20 protein-coding genes and 2 tRNA genes are annotated in these 19857 nt (G+C 72.4%); 9 read left to right on the top strand and 13 right to left on the bottom strand.

Going from position 1 to position 19857, the window contains the following annotated elements; all coding sequences use genetic code 11:
- Window positions 1-40: 40 nt before the first annotated feature.
- On the bottom strand, window positions 41-1846 hold the full coding sequence (locus tag STRAU_RS24090; protein WP_016642994.1) for a DAK2 domain-containing protein: 1806 nt from the start codon (window positions 1844-1846) through the stop codon (window positions 41-43).
- A gap of 284 nt (window positions 1847-2130) precedes the next feature.
- On the opposite strand from STRAU_RS24090, the gene rpmB reads away from it, so the two are divergent.
- The 3 genes from rpmB (at window position 2131) to STRAU_RS24075 (ending at window position 6876) form a co-directional block, all read left to right on the top strand.
- Complete coding sequence (rpmB, locus tag STRAU_RS24085; protein ID WP_016642993.1) at window positions 2131-2316, top strand: 50S ribosomal protein L28; 186 nt, start codon at window positions 2131-2133, stop codon at window positions 2314-2316.
- 98 nt (window positions 2317-2414) lie between these two features.
- Entirely contained in the window at window positions 2415-5489 is a 3075-nt protein-coding gene (locus STRAU_RS24080) for an AfsR/SARP family transcriptional regulator (RefSeq protein WP_016642992.1), read from the top strand.
- A gap of 103 nt (window positions 5490-5592) precedes the next feature.
- Window positions 5593-6876, top strand: coding sequence for an FAD-dependent monooxygenase (locus STRAU_RS24075; protein ID WP_016642991.1), 1284 nt, complete (start codon window positions 5593-5595; stop codon window positions 6874-6876).
- Here STRAU_RS24075 and thiD read toward each other — a convergent pair.
- Together thiD and STRAU_RS24065 are read right to left on the bottom strand one after the other, a co-directional pair.
- Window positions 6849-7643: a bifunctional hydroxymethylpyrimidine kinase/phosphomethylpyrimidine kinase gene (thiD, locus tag STRAU_RS24070; RefSeq protein ID WP_037661529.1), complete on the bottom strand. Its 795-nt coding sequence runs from the start codon at window positions 7641-7643 to the stop codon at window positions 6849-6851. The genes STRAU_RS24075 and thiD overlap by 28 nt on opposite strands.
- Window positions 7640-8608 (bottom strand): thiamine-phosphate kinase, encoded by a 969-nt coding sequence (locus STRAU_RS24065; RefSeq protein ID WP_016642989.1) that lies wholly within the window; start codon window positions 8606-8608, stop codon window positions 7640-7642. The genes thiD and STRAU_RS24065 overlap by 4 nt, the downstream gene beginning before the upstream one ends.
- A 227-nt stretch (window positions 8609-8835) precedes the next feature.
- Between STRAU_RS24065 and STRAU_RS24060 the strand changes: the two genes are divergently transcribed.
- Window positions 8836-9069, top strand: a complete 234-nt coding sequence (locus tag STRAU_RS24060; RefSeq protein ID WP_016642988.1) for an Lrp/AsnC family transcriptional regulator — start codon at window positions 8836-8838, stop codon at window positions 9067-9069.
- Between the two features lie 20 nt (window positions 9070-9089).
- Entirely contained in the window at window positions 9090-9587 is a 498-nt protein-coding gene (locus STRAU_RS24055; protein ID WP_037661526.1) for a DUF3515 domain-containing protein, read from the top strand.
- A 23-nt stretch (window positions 9588-9610) separates the two neighbouring features.
- Here STRAU_RS24055 and STRAU_RS24050 read toward each other — a convergent pair whose 3' ends face one another.
- The 3 genes from STRAU_RS24050 to STRAU_RS24040 form a co-directional block, all read right to left on the bottom strand.
- Window positions 9611-10792 (bottom strand): D-alanine--D-alanine ligase family protein, encoded by a 1182-nt coding sequence (locus tag STRAU_RS24050; protein ID WP_037661524.1) that lies wholly within the window; start codon window positions 10790-10792, stop codon window positions 9611-9613.
- A 90-nt stretch (window positions 10793-10882) separates the two neighbouring features.
- Entirely contained in the window at window positions 10883-11893 is a 1011-nt protein-coding gene (locus STRAU_RS24045) for an NAD(P)H-dependent glycerol-3-phosphate dehydrogenase (protein WP_016642985.1), read from the bottom strand.
- On the bottom strand, window positions 11890-12684 hold the full coding sequence (locus STRAU_RS24040) for a lysophospholipid acyltransferase family protein (protein WP_037661522.1): 795 nt from the start codon (window positions 12682-12684) through the stop codon (window positions 11890-11892). The genes STRAU_RS24045 and STRAU_RS24040 overlap by 4 nt, the downstream gene beginning before the upstream one ends.
- Before the next feature lie 229 nt (window positions 12685-12913).
- Here STRAU_RS24040 and cofC point away from each other — a divergent pair, with 229 nt between their 5' ends.
- The gene (cofC, locus tag STRAU_RS24035) at window positions 12914-13549 is read left to right on the top strand and encodes a 2-phospho-L-lactate guanylyltransferase (protein WP_016642983.1); all 636 of its coding nucleotides are present in this window, start codon (window positions 12914-12916) and stop codon (window positions 13547-13549) included.
- A gap of 13 nt (window positions 13550-13562) precedes the next feature.
- On the top strand, window positions 13563-13766 hold the full coding sequence (locus STRAU_RS43840; protein ID WP_016642982.1) for a hypothetical protein: 204 nt from the start codon (window positions 13563-13565) through the stop codon (window positions 13764-13766).
- 121 nt (window positions 13767-13887) lie between these two features.
- Here the strand turns inward: STRAU_RS43840 and STRAU_RS24025 are convergent, their stop codons facing one another.
- The 4 genes from STRAU_RS24025 to leuC form a co-directional block, all read right to left on the bottom strand.
- Window positions 13888-14565: an HU family DNA-binding protein gene (locus tag STRAU_RS24025; RefSeq protein WP_016642981.1), complete on the bottom strand. Its 678-nt coding sequence runs from the start codon at window positions 14563-14565 to the stop codon at window positions 13888-13890.
- A gap of 161 nt (window positions 14566-14726) precedes the next feature.
- Window positions 14727-14963 carry an SCO5555 family protein gene (locus tag STRAU_RS24020; RefSeq protein WP_016642980.1) on the bottom strand — a complete coding sequence of 79 codons (237 nt, stop codon included), beginning with the start codon at window positions 14961-14963 and terminating at the stop codon, window positions 14727-14729.
- 297 nt (window positions 14964-15260) lie between these two features.
- A complete protein-coding gene (gene leuD / locus STRAU_RS24015) occupies window positions 15261-15857 on the bottom strand; it encodes a 3-isopropylmalate dehydratase small subunit (protein WP_016642978.1) in 597 nt (198 codons plus the stop codon).
- Window positions 15858-15863: 6 nt separating this feature from the next.
- On the bottom strand, window positions 15864-17288 hold the full coding sequence (leuC, locus tag STRAU_RS24010) for a 3-isopropylmalate dehydratase large subunit (RefSeq protein ID WP_016642977.1): 1425 nt from the start codon (window positions 17286-17288) through the stop codon (window positions 15864-15866).
- 190 nt (window positions 17289-17478) lie between these two features.
- Here leuC and ndgR point away from each other — a divergent pair, with 190 nt between their 5' ends.
- Window positions 17479-18198, top strand: coding sequence for an IclR family transcriptional regulator NdgR (gene ndgR, locus STRAU_RS24005; RefSeq protein ID WP_016642976.1), 720 nt, complete (start codon window positions 17479-17481; stop codon window positions 18196-18198).
- A 135-nt stretch (window positions 18199-18333) separates the two neighbouring features.
- On the opposite strand, the gene STRAU_RS24000 is transcribed toward ndgR, so the two are convergent.
- The gene (locus tag STRAU_RS24000) at window positions 18334-18792 is read right to left on the bottom strand and encodes a DUF4188 domain-containing protein (RefSeq protein ID WP_037661532.1); all 459 of its coding nucleotides are present in this window, start codon (window positions 18790-18792) and stop codon (window positions 18334-18336) included.
- 132 nt (window positions 18793-18924) lie between these two features.
- On the opposite strand from STRAU_RS24000, the gene STRAU_RS23995 reads away from it, so the two are divergent.
- A complete protein-coding gene (locus STRAU_RS23995) occupies window positions 18925-19596 on the top strand; it encodes a MerR family transcriptional regulator (RefSeq protein WP_016642974.1) in 672 nt (223 codons plus the stop codon).
- A 43-nt stretch (window positions 19597-19639) separates the two neighbouring features.
- Here the strand turns inward: STRAU_RS23995 and STRAU_RS23990 are convergent.
- Both STRAU_RS23990 and STRAU_RS23985 read right to left on the bottom strand, forming a co-directional pair.
- Window positions 19640-19719 (bottom strand) — tRNA-OTHER (locus STRAU_RS23990).
- Window positions 19720-19742: 23 nt separating this feature from the next.
- Window positions 19743-19814, bottom strand: a tRNA-Gln gene (locus tag STRAU_RS23985).
- Window positions 19815-19857 lie beyond the last annotated feature (43 nt).

Raw genomic sequence — 19857 nt, 5'->3', positions numbered from 1 at the left:
TCTGGGGCGGAGCCCCAGGAAGGGCGGGCGGGTTGGGAAGTCACTCCACGCCGATGAGGAGCAAGGGGGCCTGGGGGCCGCCCCGGTACAGCACCGTGTCCACGGCCAGGTGGCCGTCGCGTACGTGTTTCTCCAACCCCTCCGCCACCCCGTCGGAGACCTCCTCGCCGAGGACCAGCGTGACCATCTCGCCGCCGGAGGCCAGCATCCGGTCGAGCACGGCCGTCGCGGTGCGCCCGATCTCCGGGCCGATCACCGCCACGTCCCCGTCGATGAGGCCGAGCACGTCCCCGGCCTGGCAGATGCCCGCCGTCGTCCACGACTGCCGCTCGGCCACGGCCAGTTCGGCGTAGCGGGTCGCCCCGGCCGCCGAGGTCATGACGACGACGTCCTCGTCGAAGCGGCGGTCGGGCTCGTGCACGGCGAGCGCGGCGATGCCCTGGACCGCGGAGCGGGTGGGGATCAGCGCGACCCGTACGCCTTCGGAGCGGGCCTGTTCCGCCGCGGCCGCCGCGGTGTGGCGCAGCCCGGCGTCGTTGGGCAACAGCACCACCTCGCGCGCGTGGGCCCGCCGGATCGCCTCGACCAGCTCACCGCTGGCGGGCGGCTCCCCCACGCGCGCGGGCACCGTGGTGGCCCCGGCCTCGGCGTACAGGGCGGCCAGGCCGTCCCCCGGCACGACGGCGACGATGCCGCGCTGGACGCGCTCCCGGGGCGGGGCTTGCGTTCGTACGGTGTGGGCGTCGCCGAGACCGAAGTGCGTGATGCGAATGCGGTACGGACGGCCCGCCTCGACGCCCGCCTCCACGGCCGCGCCCGCGTCGTCCACGTGGACGTGGACGTTCCACAGGCCGTCGCCACCGACGACCACGAGCGAGTCGCCGAGCGCGTCCAGCCGCAGCCGGAGCCGGTCCACGGCGGCGTCGTCGGCTTCCAGGAGGTAGATCACTTCGAAGGCGGGACCGGCTCCGTCGGTGGCGAGGTCGGCACACGTGGCGGGCGCGGTCGGCCCAGCGGTCGTATCGGGCGCGGTCGGCCCAGTGGTCGTCACGGGCGCAGTCGGCCCAGCGGTCGCGGCGGGCTCGTCCGGGCTCCCCTGGAGCGCCCGGCCCGGGACCGGCTGCGTCCTGGTCGGCTGCGTCCGCTCAGCGGTCTCCACGCGCGCGTGGCCGCCCGCCGCCGCACGCGGCCGCACGGTCTCCCCCGACAGCGCCCCCACCAGCGCGCCCAGAACCGCCACCAGGCCCCGTCCGCCGGCGTCCACCACGCCCGCGCGCCCGAGCACCGCGAGCTGCCCCGGAGTCGCGTCCAGCGCCGCGCAGGCGCCTTCGTACGCCGCGCGGGCCACCGCGGCGCAGTCCGGCGAGGCGGGGGCGGCGGTGTCAGCGGCTTCGGCGGCGGCCTTGGCGACCGTCAGGACCGTGCCCTCCACGGGGTGCGCCACCGCCCGGTACGCGGACTGGGACGCGCGGCCCAGCGCGAGCGCGAGCCGCGCGCCTTCCGTGTGATGAGCCTCACTGCCGGGCTCGGCCGAGAGCACTTGTGCCATCCCCCGCAGCAACTGCGCCAGGATCGTCCCCGAGTTGCCGCGGGCCCCGATCAGCGCCCCGTGCGCCATCGCGCGCACCGCCTCGGCGAGCGTCGGCCTGGCCGGTTCGAGGCCCGTGAAGGCCGCGTCGACCGCCTGGGACGCCGACTCCATCGTCAGATAGAGGTTGGTCCCGGTGTCCCCGTCCGCGACCGGATAGACGTTGATCGCGTCGATCTCCTCGCGGGCCTGCCCCAGCGCGTCCAGAGCGAGTGCGCTCCAGGCGCGGACGGCGACAGCGTCGAGGTTCTGCGGCAACGGTCGCCTCCTAGGAGCGTCACGGACCGCTCCGTCGTGCGTACGGGACGCCTCCGTCGTGCGTCACGGGATGGGACGCAGCGTAGACCTGGGACGGAGGGGCGGCCGGGGCGGGGCAGGGGCGGGACATGGTAGTTTCGTTGTACCGAAGCAGTCGTTGTATGCTGCTCCGGTTGCCCGATACGCATCGGGCCATTCCTCCTGGCAACGCCACTCCGATCATTGCACTGATCCCGGCATGCCGGGTTTAACCGTAAGTGCATCTGAAGTCTTTGGAGTGACCCGTGGCTGCCAACTGCGACGTCTGCGGCAAGGGGCCGGGCTTCGGCAACAACATCTCGCACTCGCACCGCCGTACGCCCCGTCGCTGGAACCCGAACATCCAGCGTGTGCGTGCCGTGGTGAGCGGGACGCCGAAGCGCCTCAACGCCTGCACCTCGTGCATCAAGGCCGGCAAGGTCTCGCGCTAACGTTCTGCGCGGCCACCTAGCCGGTTGCTGAAAAGCCGGCCCTCCTTCGGGAGGGCCGGCTTTTCGTACGTTCGCCGTCTCTGCGCCAGAATCTGGCGATGCGCTTCGGCATCCTCGGCCCCCTCGACGTCCGCACCCCCGACGGCTCCCCCGTCGACCCCGGCGGGCCCCGCCCCCGTGCCCTGCTCACCCTGCTCCTGCTGGACGCCGGGCGGAGCGTCTCCGCCGAGCGGCTGACCGACGGGCTGTACGGGGAGCGGCCGCCCGCAGGCGCCGCGAACGCCCTGCAATCCCAGGTGTCCCGGCTGCGCAAGCGCCTGGGCGTCGGCATCGAGGCCACCGCCACGGGCTACCGTCTCGCCGTCTCCCCCGACGACGTCGACGCCCACCTCTTCGAACGCCTGGCCCGCGAGGGCCGACGGGCACTGTCCTCCGGAGACCACCCCCGCGCCGCCGCCCTCCTGAAGGAGGCGCTCGGCCTGTGGCGCGGGCCCGCCCTCGCCGACCTGCCCGGGGCGCACGCCCCCGGCGCCCGGCTCGACGAGCTCCGGCTCGCCGCCGTACAGGACCGCGTCGACGCCGATCTTGCGACCGGCGGCGGCCCCGGCCTCGTACCGGAGCTGCGGGAGCTGGTCGCCGCCCATCCGCTGAGCGAGCGGCTGTACGGGCAGCTGATGCGGGCACTGCACGCGGCCGGGCGGCCCGCGGAGGCCCTCGCGGTGTTCGACGAGGCGCGTGGCGTCCTCGCGCGGGAGCTGGGCGCCGATCCGTCGGCGGAGCTCGCCGCGCTCCACCTGGAGCTGCTGCGCGGCGCCGAACCGGCCCGCGCGCCCGCCGTCCCCGTGCCCCTCACCCCGCTCGTCGGCCGCACCGCGGAGCTGGCCCGCGTCCACGCCCTCCTCGACGACGCCCGCCTGGTGACGCTCACCGGGCCGGGCGGCACCGGCAAGACCCGGCTCGCCCTGGAGGCGGCGCGGGAGCGGGAGAGCGGGCCGACGGGGGCGTCCCCGGGCGGCGGGTCCGGGAGCGTCTGCTTCGTGGAGCTGGCGCCGCTGGCCGACGGGGAGCGGGTGACGTACGCGATCCTCGGCGCCCTCGGGGTACGCGACGGGTTCCACGCGCGCGGGGGTGACGCCACCGAGCGGCTGCTCGCCGCGCTGGAGGGGCGGGAACTGCTGCTCGTGCTCGACAACTGCGAGCACGTCGTCGACGACGCGGCGCGGGTCGCGGGACTGCTCCTCGGCGCCTGCCCGGGTGTGCGCGTCCTCGCCACCAGCCGGGAGGCGCTCGGCATCACCGGCGAGGCGCTGTGCCCGGTGCCGCCGCTCGCCGCCGGGCCCGCCACCCGGCTCTTCCTGGACCGCGCGGCGGCCGTACGCCCGGACTTCGCGGCCCGAACCGGCAACGGCGGGGAGCCGGTTCGGGCCGACCTCGTCCGGTCCCTGTGCGCGGCGCTCGACGGGCTGCCGCTGGCCATCGAGCTGGCCGCCGCCCGGCTGCGCACCCTCACCCTCGACGAGCTGGCCGCACGTCTCGACGACCGCTTCCGGCTCCTCTCACGCGGCGACCGCACGAAGGCCCCGCGGCACCGCACCCTGCACGCGGTCGTCGAGTGGAGCTGGGACCTGCTCGACGACGAGGAGCGGGAGCTGGCCGCGCGGCTGACCGTGTTCCCCGCCGGGGCCACGCTCGACGCCGTCGAGGCGGTCTGCGAACTCCCCTACCCGGAGGACCTGCTGGCCTCGCTCGCGGAGAAGTCGTTCGTCGAGGCGGCGGGCGGCCGTTACCGGATGCTGGAGACCATCCGCGCCTTCTGCGCCCGGCGGCTCGCCGAGGCGGGCGACGCGGACCGGCTGCGGGACGCGCACGCCGCGTACTTCCTGCGCCTCGCCGAGCGCGGCGCGCCGCTGCTGCACGGCGCCGAGCAGCTCCCCTGGCTCGACCGGCTCGCCGCCGACCACGGCAACCTGGACGCCGCGCTGCGCCACCTCGCCCGCACCGACCCGCGCGCGGGGCTGCGCATGCTGGCCGCCCTGTCCTGGTACTGGCGGCTGCGCGGCCACTACGGAGAGCGCGCCTCGCTCGCGTCGGGCCTGCTGGCGGCCGTCGGACCGCGGCCTCCGGAGGGCCTCGCGGAGGAGTACGTCCTGTGCCTGGTCAACACGATCGTGGGGGACGGCGACGACCCCGCCGAGCCGGAGCGCCTCGCGCGCGCCGACGCCCTGCTGGCGTCCCTGGAGGGGCCGTTGCGGCTGCCGTTCCTGATCGTGCTGTGGTCGCTCGTGGGCGGGCCGCGGCGGGCCATGGAGGAGCGGGTGCGCGAACAGGTCGGCGACCATCCTTGGGGGCGCGCCCTGCTGGACCTCGGGCGGGGCTTCCAGGAGCTGTTCGCCGGGCGGCCGCCGGAGGCCGAGGCGGCGTTCGCGCGGGCGCTCGCCGCGTTCCGGGAGAACGGCGACCGCTGGGGCATGGCCAACTGCCTGGACCCGCTGGCGGTGTTCGCCGACTGGCGCGGGGAGCGGGCGCGTGCCCTGGAGCTCCTGGACGAGGGCCTCGCCCACGTCGTGGAACTGGGCGCCCCGGAGGAGACCGGCGACCTGCTGCACCAGCGCGCCACGGTGCTGCTGCACGACGGCGCCCTGGACGACGCGGCGGACCACTTCCGGCAGGCGGAGGAGCGGGCCCGCACCGTGGGCGTGCGCGACAAGGTGGCGACGGCGCGGCGCGGGCTCGGGGACGTGGCCAGGCTGCGCGGCGACACGGCACGCGCGCGTGAGCACTACGAAGCGGCCCTCCAGGCGTGCGCCGCGAACTGGTTCAGCGTGACGGAGACCGCGCGGATCTTCATCGGCCTCGGCCGCACCGCGCTCGCCGAGTCCCGCGCGGAGGAGGCCGCCGACTGGTTCGAGCAGGCCCGCGTGCTCGCGATGGACGCCCCGGGGGTGGGGGAACTGGCCGAGGTGGCGGAGGCGTTGGCGGCCGCCGCACCGCTCCCCCGGGACGCCGCCCGGCTCCTGGGCGCCGCGGTCGGCATCCGGGGCACGCTGATCGAGGGCCACCCCGACGTCGTACCGGTGCAGGAGGCGGCTCGCGCGCGGCTGGGCCCGACGGCGTACGAGAAAGCCTTCGAGGCGGGCCGCGGCGAAGGGGCGGCGGCGGTCGGGCGGGGCTGAGAGCCTGTCCTGGAACCCCCGCCTGCGCCCCGCGGTCAGCCCCCGTCAGCCCCCGTCAGACGACGGTACGCCGCCGGTAAGCACCCCCGCCGAAGCTCGGCACATGACGGAAACGACGCACAAGACGCCCACGACGCACCCCATCCGGCCCGCCGCCCCGCTCGCCCACCTGGACGTCCTCATCTCCGGCGCCAGCGTCGCCGGCCCCGCGCTCGCCCTGTGGCTGTCCCGGTACGGCGCCCGGGTCACCGTCGTGGAGAAGGCGCCCGCCCTGCGTGAGGGCGGCTTCGCCGTGGACTTCCGCGGCGACGTCCACCGCACCGTGCTGCGCCGCATGGGCATCTGGGACGAGGTCCACCGGCGCCAGACCCACATGGGCCGCCAGACCATCGTCGAGGCCGACGACAAGGAGCGGGTGGATCTGCCCGCGTTCCTGATGAGCGGTGACGTGGAGATCTTCCGCGGCGATCTCTCCAAGATCCTCCATGAGCGCACCAGGGACCGTGTGGAGTACGTGTTCGGAGACTCCATCGCCTCGCTGACCGAGGACTCCGAAGGCGTCGATGTGACCTTCGACCACGGCGCTCCGCGCCGCTTCGACCTGGTCGTGGGCGCCGACGGGCTGCACTCCCACACCCGCCGTCTGGCCTTCGGCGACGAGTCGCGGTACCTGCGGTTCCTGGGCTACTACGTGGCGGGCTTCGACGTCCCCAACCACCTCGGCCTCGACCGCACCGCCCGCATCTACAGCGAACCCGGCCGCACCGTCATGTTCAGCAACTACGACGGAGACCCGGAGAGGGCGGGCGTCGGCCTGGTCTTCAGGTCCGAGCGGCTCACCTACGACCGGCACGACCGCGAACAGCAGAAGAAGATCCTCGCCGAGAAGTTCACCGGCCTGGCCTGGAAGCACGCCGGACGGGCCATGGAGGGCCTGGAGCGCGCCGAGGATCTGTACTTCGACGCCATCGCGCAGATCCACGTCGACCGGCTCTCGCAGGGACGCGTGGTCCTGCTCGGGGATGCCGGGTACGGCGCCACGATGGGCGGCATCGGGACGGGCACGGCGCTGGTGTGCGCGTACGTCCTGGCAGGCGAACTCGCGGCCTCGCGGGGCGATCACCGGGTCGCCTTCCCCGCGTACGAAGCGGAGATCCGCGACTACGCCAAGGGCTGCCAGAAGACGTCGGGCAACGCGGGGCCCTTCCTCGCCCCACCGTCCGAGAAGAAGATCCGCAGCCGTGACCGGGCGTACCGCATGCTCAGCTCCCGCTTCCTGGCGGGCCTGTTCAAGAAGCTGACGGAGAGGGCCGCGAGCGACCTCACGCTCAAGGACTACGCCCCGCGGCCCTTGGAGGACTATGCCTCCCTGAACCGCCAGCCGTGATCCACGGGCCCGATCCCGCCGCCCAGCGCGAACCCGGCGGCGATCGCCCCGGTGACGTACTCCTTGGCGGCCGCCACGGCCTCGGGGACGGACCGGCCCTTCGCCAGTTGCGCCGCCACGGCGCTGGCGAGGGTGCAGCCCGTGCCGTGCGTGTGCCGGTTGTCGTGGCGCGGGGAGCGCAGCCAGTGCTCCTCGGAGCCGTCGGTGAGCAGGTCCACGGCGTCGCCGCTGAGATGGCCGCCCTTGATGAGCGCCCACGCCGGCCCGTAGGCGAGGACGGCGGCCGCAGCGCGCCGCATGCCGTCCTCCGACTCGACCCGGACGCCGGTGAGTTGAGCCACCTCGTCGAGATTGGGCGTCGCGACCGTGGCGGCCGGAAGCAGCTTCGTACGCACGGAGTCCAGGGCGGAGGCGGCGAGCAGCGCGTCGCCGTGCTTGGAGACGCCGACCGGGTCGACGACGGCGGGGGCGTCCGTGCCCGCGATCAACTCCGCGACCGCCTCGACGATTTCGGCGGAGCCCAGCATCCCCGTCTTGACGGCCTGGACGCCGATGTCGTCGACGACGCTGCGGTACTGCGCGCGCACGGCGTCCACGGGCAGCTCCCAAGCGCCTTGCACCCCGAGGGAGTTCTGCGCCGTGACGGCCGTGACGACGCACATGCCGTGGGTGCCGAGGGCGAGCATCGTCTTCAGGTCGGCCTGGATCCCGGCGCCGCCGCCGGAGTCGGAACCGGCGACGGTGAGCACCCGCGGCGGCGCGGTCACTCGCCGCTCCCGCTCTCGCCGAAGTGGTCCCAGCCCTTGCTGGCCCACGGCGCGCCGTCCACCGTGACCTGCGGCTGCGCCGAGGGGTTGAGGACCTCGCCGATGACCTTCCAGCGGGCGGGCAGCTTCACGTCCGCCGGGAACGTCGCCACGATCGCGTGGTCCTCGCCGCCGTTGAGCACCCACTGGAGCGGGTCGACGCCGACGGCCTGCCCGATGTCGTTCATCTGCGAGGGCACGTCCACGTCGCCGGAGCGGATGTCGATGCGCACCTTGCTGGCCTCGGCGATGTGGCCGAGGTCGGCGATCAGGCCGTCGCTCACGTCCGTCATGGAGGTCGCGCCGAGCCCTGCGGCGGCGGGGCCCGCGTGGTACGGCGGCTCGGGCCTGCGGTGGGCCTCCACGAAGGCGCGCGGCGAGCGGAAGCCGCGGGAGAGCACCGCGTGCCCGGCGGCGGACCAGCCGAGCCAGCCGGTGACGGCGACGACGTCGCCGGGCTGGGCGCCCGCGCGCGTGACGGGCTCGTGGTTGCGCAGGTCGCCGAGCGCGGTGATCGAGACGGTGATCGTGTCGCCGCGTACGACATCGCCGCCGACGACGGCCGCGCCCGCCACCTGGCACTCGTCCCGCAGGCCGTCCATCAGCTCGGTGGGCCAGCTCGCGGGGAGTTCGGCGGGTACGACGAGGCCGAGCAGGATGGCGGTGGGCACCGCGCCCATCGCCGCGATGTCGGCGAGGTTCTGGGCGGCGGCCTTGCGGCCGACGTCGTAGGCCGTGGACCAGTCGCGGCGGAAGTGCCGGCCCTCCAGGAGGATGTCGGTGCTGGCCACGACCCTGCGGTCCGGAGCTGCCACGACGGCGGCGTCGTCGCCGGGGCCGAGGCGTACGGCCGGAGTGGAGGTGAGCCGCGAGGTGAGCTCCTTGATGAGCCCGAACTCGCCCAACTCGCCGACGGTGCCCTTCATGCGCGTGCTGCTCCTTCTGCCACGGTTGCCGCGGTCCGCTTGCGGTCGCGAGCCGTCCCTGTCGTCGGTACGGTCGACGTGACCGTCAACCTCTGTTGTCCGTCTCTTCGGCCGTACGCCGCGATGTGCGCGCCACAGCTCCCCCGGGTCTCCCCGTGGCGAGTGGCGACGCGGTACCGTGGCGTCCCTTCTCCCCACATGATCCTCGTGGCCGCCCTGGAGGTTCCGTGGTACAGGCGTACATCCTGATCCAGACCGAGGTCGGCAAGGCGTCGACCGTCGCCGAGCTGATCGGCAAGATCCCGGGAGTGATCCAGGCCGAGGACGTGACCGGTCCCTACGATGTCATCGTGCGCGCGCAAGCGGACACGGTCGACGAACTCGGCCGCATGGTGGTCGCCAAGGTCCAGCAAGTGGACGGCATCACCAGAACCCTGACCTGCCCGGTCGTGCACTTGTAGCCCCCGTCTACCCTGGCCCGGTGAACTTCCCCCGTCTCCGGCGCCGCTGTCTCACAGGCACATCCGCTTTCGCACTCCTGATCGCGACAGCGGCCTGCTCATCAACGGACGACGAGGCGTCGGTCGTGGTTCCGTCCCCGGGCGCAAAAGCCGCGGGACTCTGCCGTGACCTGCACAAGCAGCTCCCTGAGAAGGTCGAAGGACTCGGCCGCACCGACCCCGGGCCCAAGTCCGACCTGACCGCCGGGTGGGGAGACCCGGCGATCATACTGCGCTGCGGCGTGGAGCGGCCCCCGGAGATGCTCGACCCCGAGATCGCCAAGTCGGACGGCGTGAAGGTGAACGGCGTCGCCTGGCTGCTGCAGAAGCGCGACGACGGCTCGTACGTCTTCACCACCGGGCTGCGCCTGGCCTACGTCGAGGTGACGCTGCCGAAGGAGCGGACGGGGGACGGCCTGGGGCCGCTCACGGACTTCGCCGCGCCCATCAAGAAGACCATCCCCAAGGGTGTCGCCTAGCGCGGCCCGATGGACCCGTCGAGCTAGCGCAGCCCCGTGGACCGGTTGAGCGCCGCCTGGATGAGGCGGTCCACCAACTCCGCGTAGCCGACGCCGCTCTTCTCCCACATCTGCGGGTACATGGAGATCGGCGTGAAGCCGGGCATGGTGTTGATCTCGTTGATGACGAACCGGCCGTCCTCCGTGAGGAAGAAGTCCGCGCGCACCAGGCCCTCGCAGGACGCCGCCTCGAACGCCTCGACCGCGAGCCGCTGCACCTCGGCGGTCTCCTCGGGCGTCAGCGGGGCGGGCACCAGGCCGGGCGTCGAGTCGATGTACTTCGCCTCGAAGTCGTAGTAGTCGTGCGCCTGCACGGGCGGGATCTCGGCGGGCACGCTCGCGCGGGGGCCGTCCTCGAACTCCAGGACGCCGCACTCGATCTCGCGACCCCGAAGGAGTGCCTCGACGATGATCTTCGGGTCGTGGCGCTGGGCCTCCGCGATGGCCTCGTCGAGGCCGTCGAAGGAGTCGACCTTGGTGATGCCGATCGACGAGCCCGCGCGCGCGGGCTTGATGAACAGCGGCCAGCCGTGCTCGCCCGCGAAGTCCGCGACGCGCTGGCGGGCCTGCTTCTCCTCGCGCTGCCACTCGCGCGGCCGGATCACCAGGTACGGCCCGACGGGCAGCCCGAAGGAGGTGAAGACCCGCTTCATGTACTCCTTGTCCTGGCCGACGGCCGAGGCGAGCACGCCCGCGCCCACGTACGGCACACCGGACAGCTCCAGGAGTCCCTGGAGGGTGCCGTCCTCGCCGTACGGGCCGTGCAGCATCGGGAAGACCACGTCGACCTCGCCGAGCGCCTTGGGCACGGCGCCGGGCTCGCTGTAGACGACCTCGCGGTTGCCCGGGTCGACGGGCAGGACGACGCCGCCGTCTTCGGACTCGGCGAGCTCGGCGACGCTCGGGACCTTGCGGTCGCTGATGGCCATCCGGTCGGGCTCGTCGGCCGTCAGGGCCCAGCGCCCGTCCGTCGTGATGCCGATGGGCAGCACGTCGTACTTGCTGCGGTCGATGGCGCGCAGTACGGCGCCGGCGGTGACGACGGAGATGCCGTGCTCCGAGCTGCGGCCGCCGAACACGACGGCCACACGCGGCTTGCGGAGTGGCTGCTCGGCACCCGGCGCGGGACTCTGCTCAGGGCTCTGGGGGAGGTTCTCGCTGCTCATATCACGTTGAGCGTACCCGCTGTCCCAGGCTGGGTCAGTGTCCCGCCGGTGTCCCGCCGGTCGCGGCGGACGCCGGAGCGGCCGGAGCGCTCAGCGCCGTTCCGGCTTGGCGCTGCGCGACATCAGCTCCTTGAGCGCGACGACGGGCGGCGTGCCCTCGTGCACGATGCCCACGACCGTCTCGGTGATCGGCATGTCGACGCCGTGCCTGCGGGCCAGATCCAGCACGGACTCGCAGGACTTGACGCCCTCCGCGGTCTGCTTGGTGACCGCGATGGTCTCCTGCAGGGTCATGCCCTTGCCGAGGTTGGTGCCGAAGGTGTGGTTGCGCGAGAGCGGCGAGGAGCAGGTGGCCACCAGGTCGCCGAGGCCCGCGAGGCCGGAGAACGTCAGCGGGTCCGCGCCCATGGCGAGGCCGAGCCGGGTGGTCTCGGCGAGACCGCGCGTGATGAGCGAGCCCTTGGCGTTGTCGCCGAGGCCCATGCCGTCCGCGATGCCGACGGCCAGACCGATGACGTTCTTGACGGCGCCGCCCAGTTCGCAGCCGACCACGTCGGTGTTGGTGTACGGGCGGAAGTACGGGGTGTGGCAGGCGGTCTGCAGGCGCTGGGCAACCGATTCGTCGCGGCAGGCGACCACGGCGGCGGCGGGCTGGCGGGCGGCGATCTCGCGGGCGAGGTTCGGGCCCGTGACGACGGCGACGCGTTCGGCCGGGGCCTTGGTGACGTCCTCGATGACCTCGCTCATGCGCATGGCGGAGCCGAGCTCGACGCCCTTCATCAGCGAGACGAGCACCGTGTCGGGGGCGAGCAGCGGCGCCCACGCGGCGAGGTTGCCGCGCAGCGTCTGCGAGGGCACGGCGAGCACGGTGAAGTCGGCGCCGTCCGCGGCCTCGGCGGGGTCGGTCGTCGCGCGCAGGTTCCGCGGGAGTTCGACGCCCGGCAGGTAGTCCGGGTTGGTGCGGGTGGAGTTGACCGCTTCGGCGAGTTCGGCGCGTCGGCCCCACAGCGTGACGTCGCAGCCGGCGTCGGCGAGGACCATGCCGAAGGCCGTCCCCCACGAGCCGGTTCCGAAGACGGCGGCCTTCAGGGATCGGGTCACTTGCTCTCCTCCGAACTGCCTTGCTCCGTACGGCTGCTGGCGCCTTTGGCGGCGCCGGTCGCCTTCGCCTTGCGGCGCTGCGCGAGCCGGGCCTCACGCGGGTCGTAACGCTTCTGCGGGGCCTTCTCGCCGCGCAGTTCCTCGAGCAGCTCGGTGATGTCCGCCATGATGGCCTCGGTGGCCTCCTTCAGGAGGTCCGGGGTCATCTCCTTGTCGTAGAAGCGCCGCAGGTCCACCGGCTCGCCGACGAGCACGTGGTGCGTCTTGCGGGGCAGGACGGCGGGCTTCTTCGCGTACGGCGGCAGCACGTGGTTGGCGCCCCACTGGGCGACGGGCACGACCGGGCACTTGGTCTGCAGCGCGACGCGCGCGACGCCCGTCTTGGCCGTCATGGGCCACAGGTCCGGGTCGCGGGTCAGGGTGCCCTCGGGGTAGAACGCCACGCATTCGCCGCGCTCGACGGCCTCGATGGCGGCCCGGAAGGCGCTCAGCGCATTGGTGGTCTCGCGGTAGACCGGGATCTGCCCGGTGCCGCGCATGAACGCCCCGACGAAGCCCTTCTTGAAGAGCCCGTGCTTGGCGAGGAAACGCGGAACCCGCCCGGTGTTGTACTGAAAGTGGGCGTACGCGAGCGGATCGAGATGCGAATTGTGGTTCACGGCGGTGATAAAACCGCCGTCGGCCGGAATGTTCTCCATTCCCCGCCAGTCCCGCTTGATCAGAACCACCAGCGGCGGTTTAGCGATGACCGCCGCCAGGCGGTACCAGAAGCCGATTCTGCGGCGGGACACTCGGACACCTTCCTCCATGAGCCTGGTCGGCCGCACAAGTGTCGCCCCCGGCTGCCGTCCTGTCGAGAACACCGTACGCCCACCCGTCCGCCCTTTCCCCGTCACGCCCCTGCGCGCCCCTCTCCACCGCGGATTCCCGCGCCGCACCGGCGCCCGCCCCCGCACCCCGGCCCTCTGTCGCCTTCTTCCCGCAGGTCACAATGGGCCCACGCGAAGGACGGAGCCCGGCGTGCAGTGGACCCTGGTGATACCGCTCAAGCCCCTTGAGCGGGCCAAGAGCCGCCTCGCGCCCGCCGCCGGCGACGGCCTGCGGCCCGCGTTGGCCCTGGCCTTCGCGCAGGACACGGTGGCCGCGGCGGTGGGCTGCCCGCCGGTGCGGGATGTGGTGGTCGTCACGGACGACGCCCGGGCGGGCCGCGAACTGGCCGCGCTCGGCGCCCGCGTCGTCCCGGACGCCCCCGGGGGCGGGCTCAACGCCGCTCTGGCGCACGCGGCGGACCACGTGCGCGCCGGGCGCCCCCAGGCACCCGTGGCGGCCCTCAACGCGGATCTGCCCGCGCTGCGGTCCCATGAATTGGCCCGGGTCCTCGATACCGCCGCTCAATTCCCCCGGGCCTTTCTCCCGGACGCCGCCGAAATCGGCACGACCCTGCTCACCGCGGCTCCCGGCACGGAATTGCGCCCCCAATTCGGCACGGACTCGCGCGCCCGCCACCGGGACTCCGGCGCCATGGAACTGCGTCTCGACGCCGTCGGTTCCGTACGCCAGGACGTGGACACCGGCGACGACCTGCGGGCCGCGCTGGCCCTCGGCGTGGGCCCGCACACGGCCACCGCCGCCGCGGGGCTGCTGATCCCGGACTGAGTACGCTTCCCCCATGCAGGCCACCGCGTACACGTACGACTCCGAAACCCGCACCGGCAGCGTCCTCCTCGACGACGGCACCCCCGTCCCCTTCGACGCCCCGGCGTTCGACGCGGGCGGCCTCCGCCTGCTCAGGCCCGGCCAGCGCGTACGCATCGAGGTGACCGGCGAGGGCGAACAGCGCCGCATCACGCTGGTCACCCTGCAGACGTTCTAGCCGCGCCACAGGGCCGCGCACCCGCGCGTGCCCCCGGCCCGGCCCCGACCTGCCCCCGAACACGCCGCGGGCCGGGCTCCCCCGAGGGGAGCCCGGCCCGGCGCGTGAGTGCCCAGTGCCCTTACTTCTTGCGGGCAGTGGCCTTCTTGGCGGTGGTCTTGCGCGCCGTCGACTTCTTGGCGGGCGCCTTCTTGGCCGTGGCCTTCTTGGCGGGCGCCTTCTTGGCCGCCGCCTTCTTGGCGGTGGTCTTCTTCGCCGTGGCCGCCTTGGCGGTCTTCTTGGCCGTGGTCTTCTTGGCCGTGGCCGTCTTCGCCGTCTTCTTGGCGGTGGCCTTCTTGGCCGTTGCCGCCTTCTTGGCGGTGGTGGCCTTCTTCGCGGTGGTCTTCTTGGCGGTGGTCTTCTTCGCCGTGGCCTTCTTGGCGGTGGCCTTCTTCGCCGCCGCCTTCTTGACCGTCGCCGAAGCGCCGCCGGACAGGCTGCCCTTGGGCGCCTTCTTGACCGCCACGTCGTTCTTCGGGAGCTTCTTCGAGCCGCTCACCAGGTCCTTGAAGCCCTGGCCCGCGCGGAAGCGCGGCACCGAGGTCTTCTTGACCCGAACGCGCTCCCCGGTCTGCGGGTTGCGGGCGTACCGGGCCGGACGGTCGACCTTCTCGAACGAGCCGAAGCCGGTGACCGAAACCCGGTCGCCGCTGACGACGGCACGGACGATGGCGTCCAGAACCGCGTCCACGGCGTCGGCGGCCTGCTGACGGCCACCGACCTTGTCGGCAATCGCTTCTACGAGCTGCGCCTTGTTCACGTCTTCCCCTTCGGAGACATTGCCTGAGCGAATGCGCCAGGCTTTTTCGCACGTTAGGCAGATATATACCGCAAATCAAACACGAAACGGGCTAATCACCCTTGTGCCGCAACGACCTGGACTCTCGAGGAGTTCCTCGAAGGCCCGTTGAGGCCCGCCGCTCAGTCGTCTTCGGGGATTCGGCCCTCGTCGCCCTCGTCGAGGTACGCCATCAATCGCTCCAGACGCCTTGCCGCATCGGCGAGATCGTGTTTGGCCGCGGCCGTAATGACCAGCAGCTTCCGGGTCAGCGCCATCCGTACGCCCTCCGGGACTTGCAGTGCGCGCACCCGGGAGTGCGCTTCCTTCAGTTGGTCCGCCACGAGTCCGTAGAGCTCGAGTTGGTCGTCGCGTCCCATGCACCGATTGCGCCATCTGGGGCGAGTTGTCGCCTCCGCAGGGGGTAACTACCCCTCTCCGGCGCCCGTTCGAGGATACCTCCACCCGCCGCGTGCAAGTGGATTTCCGGCCTCTTCTCCCCTGCGGATCAAGGCAGTTGAGACCACCCGTTCAGGTCATCGGGGGGCAAACGGGGCCGGACACAGATGTACCCCCAACCGTCCACGGATGGGGGTACATCGGGTGCCGGGCGGTCCTGGAACCGGTCGGCGAAGGGGTGATGAGGGGGCCGGGACCGGCCACCCCGGCGAGGCGTCTCAGGCGGCCCGGACGGTGCGCGGCTTGTGGGCCGGACGGCTTGCCTCGTACGCCGCGATGTCCTGCTCGTTCTGGAGCGTGATGCTGATGTCGTCCAGGCCGTTCAGGAGCCGCCAGCGGGCGTTCTCGTCCAGCTCGAAACCGGCCGTGACGCCAGGGGCGCGGACTTGGCGTTCGTGCAGGTCGACGGTGATCTCGACCCCCGGGTCCGCCTCCGTCAGGGCCCACAGCTCGGCCACGGTGGACTGCTCCAGAACCACCGTGAGCAGGCCGTTCTTGAGCGAGTTGCCGCGGAAGATGTCGGCGAAGCGGGACGAGATGACGGCCTTGAAGCCGTAGTTCTGCAGCGCCCAGACGGCGTGCTCGCGGGAGGAGCCGGTGCCGAAGTCGGGTCCGGCGACCAGCACCGTGGCGCCCTGCCGCTCGGGCTGGTTGAGCACGAAGTCGGCGTCCTTGCGCCATGCCTCGAAGAGGCCGTCCTCGAACCCGTCCCGGGTGACCTTCTTCAGCCAGTGGGCGGGGATGATCTGGTCGGTGTCCACGTTGCTGCGGCGCAGCGGGACGGCCCGGCCGGTGTGCGTGGTGAAGGCTTCCATGGCTGATCAGACTCCGGCGGTGGTGGGGACGTCGACGAGGTCGGCGGGCGAGGCCAGCGTGCCGGTGACCGCGGTGGCGGCGGCGACCTGCGGCGAGACCAGATGGGTGCGCCCGCCCTTGCCCTGCCGGCCCTCGAAGTTGCGGTTGGAGGTGGACGCGGAACGCTCGCCGGGAGCCAGTTGGTCGGGGTTCATGCCGAGGCACATCGAGCAACCCGCGTGCCGCCATTCGGCGCCCGCCGCGGTGAACACCTTGTCCAGGCCCTCCTCCACGGCCTGCAGGGCGACCCGCACCGAGCCGGGCACCACCAGCATCCGTACGCCGTCGGCGACTTTGCGCCCGTCGAGCACGGCGGCCGCCGATCGCAGGTCTTCGATACGGCCGTTGGTGCACGAGCCTACGAAGACGGTGTCCACCTTGATGTCGCGCAGCCGCTGTCCGGCGCTCAACCCCATGTATTCCAGGGCCTTTTCGGCGGCGAGCCGCTCCGAAGCGTCCTCGTACGAAGCCGGGTCGGGGACGTGCCCCGACAGGGGCAGGCCCTGGCCCGGGTTGGTGCCCCAGGTGACGAACGGCGAGAGGGCGGCGGCGTCGATATAGACCTCGGCGTCGAAGACGGCGTCGTCGTCGGTGCGCAGCGTCTTCCAGTACGCGACGGCCTCGTCCCAGTCCGCGCCCTGCGGGGCGTGCGCGCGGTCCTTGATGTACGCGAAGGTCGTCTCGTCCGGGGCGATCATGCCCGCGCGGGCGCCGGCCTCGATGGACATGTTGCAGATGGTCATGCGGGCTTCCATCGAGAGCTTCTCGATGGCCGAGCCGCGGTATTCCAGGATGTAGCCCTGGCCGCCGCCGGTGCCGATCTTGGCGATGATGGCGAGGATCAGGTCCTTGGCGGTGACGCCCTCGGGCAGTTCGCCGTCGATGGTGATGGCCATGGTCCTGGGGCGGGCCAGCGGCAGCGTCTGGGTGGCGAGCACGTGCTCGACCTGCGAGGTGCCGATGCCGAAGGCCAGCGCGCCGAAGGCGCCGTGCGTGGACGTGTGCGAGTCGCCGCAGACCACCGTGGTGCCGGGCTGGGTCAGTCCCAGCTGGGGTCCCACTACGTGGACGACGCCCTGCTCCACGTCGCCCAGCGGGTGCAGCCGGACGCCGAAGTCCGCGCAGTTCTTGCGCAGCGTCTCCAGCTGGGCCCGGGAGACCGGGTCCGCGATGGGCTTGTCGATGTCGAGGGTCGGGGTGTTGTGATCCTCGGTGGCGATGGTGAGATCGAGGCGCCGCACCGGCCGGCCGGCCTGCCGGAGGCCGTCGAACGCCTGGGGGCTGGTCACCTCGTGCAGCAGGTGCAGATCGATGAAGAGGAGGTCGGGCTCGCCTTCGGCGCGCCGGACGACGTGGTCGTCCCAGACCTTCTCCGCGAGAGTCCTACCCATCGCTTTCCCTCCGACCGGCGTCGTGCGCCGGCCCAACTAGAGAATCAGTTCGCCGACGCAGTACCCCTCGTGACTTCCGTACCGGAACGTCGGCCGCGCGTCCGTTGGTCCGCGGACCGCTCCTCCAGAGTGGCGGGTTCCCGGATTTTTTGAACTTGCGTTTCACAGAGTGAGACGCGAGTATCGTTTCATGGACAACTCTAGCGGCGTAGGCGTTCTCGACAAGGCTGCCCTTGTCCTGGGCGCCCTGGAGTCCGGTCCCGCCACCCTTGCCGGGTTGGTCGCGGCCACCGGGCTGGCACGACCCACGGCCCATCGTCTGGCCGTGGCTCTGGAGCACCACCGGATGGTGGCGCGGGACATGCAGGGCCGGTTCATCCTGGGCCCGCGCCTGGCCGAGCTGGCCGCGGCGGCGGGCGAGGACCGCCTGCTCGCGACGGCGGGCCCGGTGCTCACCCATCTGCGGGATGTGACGGGCGAGAGCGCGCAGCTCTATCGCCGGCAGGGCGACATGCGCATCTGTGTGGCCGCCGCCGAGCGGCTCTCGGGCCTGCGGGACACGGTTCCGGTCGGTTCGACGCTCACGATGAAGGCGGGTTCGTCCGCGCAGATCCTGATGGCCTGGGAGGAGCCCGAGCGGCTGCACCGGGGGCTGCAGGGCGCGCGCTTCACGGCGACGGCGCTCTCGGGTGTGCGCCGCCGTGGCTGGGCGCAGTCGATCGGTGAGCGCGAGCCGGGGGTGGCGTCGGTGTCGGCGCCGGTGCGCGGCCCGTCGAACCGCGTGGTGGCTGCCGTCTCGGTCTCCGGACCGATCGAGCGTCTGACGCGCCACCCGGGCCGGATGCACGCCCAGGCGGTCATCGACGCGGCAGGACGCCTCTCCGAGGCTCTGCGCCGCACGGGCGGCTGAGGCCCGCACCGCTCGCAGCCAGCACACGGAACGCCCGAGGGGCCGCCTCAACGCCGCGGCAGCCCCTCGGGCGTTTCTCGTCTTTCCCGCCGGTTCCCTCGGACCCGTCCCCTCGAACCGTTCCCTCAGCCCCCCTCAGGCGACCTTGAGACGGTCGGCGGCCCCCTCTCCCCTGCGGCCGACCGGCACCACCCCGGTGGCCTTGGCCAGGCCGAACTCCGGCATGTTGACGTACACCGCCTCATGGGCCCCGGCCGGCACGACGTACGTCTCGTGCCAGAAGCCGACCTTTCCCTTGCCCTCCCGCATCCGGCGGTTGAAGGCGGCCCAGGCGGGGCGGTGCTCCTTGCCCTGGTCGGAGGCGTAGGCGAGCAGCTTCTCCGGCGACTCCCAGTACTGGACGACGTAGAACAACCGGGGGCCGCCGAACAGCAATTGATGACCCAGCATCCCGAGCTCCCGGTCCTTGGACAGCTCCTTGAGCATCCGCGGCATCGCCCGGAAGACGGGCCACCAGCTACGAAGCGCGCGGAAGTTGTTGATGCGCATCCCAATGGTGAAGACGGTGACGCCGCCCTGCGCGTCGGCGGTCATGCGCCCTTCGATCGGCTTGCTGCTCACGATGGTTCCCCCTTCGGAAAGCATTGGATAGCTTTGCTATCCATGATTGGATAGTGCCACTCACCAAGTGGATGCGCAAGAGCGCGCGAGAGGGGAAGCGGGCCGATGCGACTGGCGGAGCTCAGCACGCGCAGCGGGGTCTCGACGGCCACGATCAAGTACTACCTGCGCGAGGGCCTGCTCCCGCCGGGCCGCCGCGTGACGGCGACGCAGGCCGAGTACGACGAGAAGCACCTCCAGCGGCTGCGGCTCGTGCGGGCGCTGATCCAGGTGGGCCGGGTGCCGATCGCGGCCGCCCGGCAGGTGCTCACCGCCCTGGAGGACGAGTCCCTGGACCACAACTCCCGCCTGGGGACGGCGGTCTGGGCGCTCCCCCACGGCCCCGAGTCCCCCGCGGGCGCCGGGGCCGACGGAGACGACGCCGACACGGCGGCCGCGCGGCGCACCGTCGACGCGCTCCTCGAGCGGGTCGACTGGGAGTACGCCCAGGGGTACGGGGCGGACGCGCCGGCGTACCGGATGCTGGTGACAGCGGTGGGCACGCTCTCCCGGCTCGGGTATCCGTGCTCCGTCGAGGACTTGGCGCCCTATGCGCGCGCGGGGCGCCAACTGGCCGTCGCCGACCTGGACTTGCTGGAGCGGTACGACTCGCCGGACGAGCAGTTGGAGGCGGCCGTGGCGCTCACCGTGCTGTACGAGCCGGTGCTGCTCGCGCTGCGCCGCATCGCGCAGGCGGAGGAGTCCAACCGCCGCTTCGGGCGGGGCGCCGGGGAGTGACGACGAAGGGGCCCTCCCTTACGGGAAGGCCCCTTGTCTCGCGTACCCCCGACCGGATTCGAACCGGCGCTACCGCCTTGAGAGTTGAGAGGGCGGCGTGCTAGGCCGCTACACAACGGGGGCCTGCTGGTACTGCCGTTACTGCGCTGGGCTACCAGGACTCGAACCTAGAACAAAGGAACCAGAAACCTTCGTGTTGCCAATTACACCATAGCCCACTAGTGGTCTAGACCAGACCACAGTACCCCCGACCGGATTCGA

Source organism: Streptomyces aurantiacus JA 4570 (assembly GCF_000414115.1).
Lineage (GTDB): Bacteria > Actinomycetota > Actinomycetes > Streptomycetales > Streptomycetaceae > Streptomyces > Streptomyces aurantiacus_A.
Note: the sequence above shows the minus strand (reverse complement) of the source record. Positions and strands in the feature narration are given on the sequence as shown.

Coding starts and splice junctions, on each gene's coding strand:
- STRAU_RS24065 (WP_016642989.1), bottom strand. CDS start 8,608: ATGAAGGGCACCGTCGGCGAGTTGGGCGAGTTCGGGCTCATCAAGGAG.
- STRAU_RS24020 (WP_016642980.1), bottom strand. CDS start 14,963: ATGGGACGCGACGACCAACTCGAGCTCTACGGACTCGTGGCGGACCAA.
- STRAU_RS24000 (WP_037661532.1), bottom strand. CDS start 18,792: ATGACCGCCGACGCGCAGGGCGGCGTCACCGTCTTCACCATTGGGATG.
- STRAU_RS24075 (WP_016642991.1), top strand. CDS start 5,593: ATGACGGAAACGACGCACAAGACGCCCACGACGCACCCCATCCGGCCC.
- STRAU_RS24080 (WP_016642992.1), top strand. CDS start 2,415: ATGCGCTTCGGCATCCTCGGCCCCCTCGACGTCCGCACCCCCGACGGC.
- ndgR (WP_016642976.1), top strand. CDS start 17,479: ATGGACAACTCTAGCGGCGTAGGCGTTCTCGACAAGGCTGCCCTTGTC.
- STRAU_RS24050 (WP_037661524.1), bottom strand. CDS start 10,792: ATGAGCAGCGAGAACCTCCCCCAGAGCCCTGAGCAGAGTCCCGCGCCG.
- STRAU_RS43840 (WP_016642982.1), top strand. CDS start 13,563: ATGCAGGCCACCGCGTACACGTACGACTCCGAAACCCGCACCGGCAGC.
- STRAU_RS23995 (WP_016642974.1), top strand. CDS start 18,925: ATGCGACTGGCGGAGCTCAGCACGCGCAGCGGGGTCTCGACGGCCACG.
- leuD (WP_016642978.1), bottom strand. CDS start 15,857: ATGGAAGCCTTCACCACGCACACCGGCCGGGCCGTCCCGCTGCGCCGC.
- leuC (WP_016642977.1), bottom strand. CDS start 17,288: ATGGGTAGGACTCTCGCGGAGAAGGTCTGGGACGACCACGTCGTCCGG.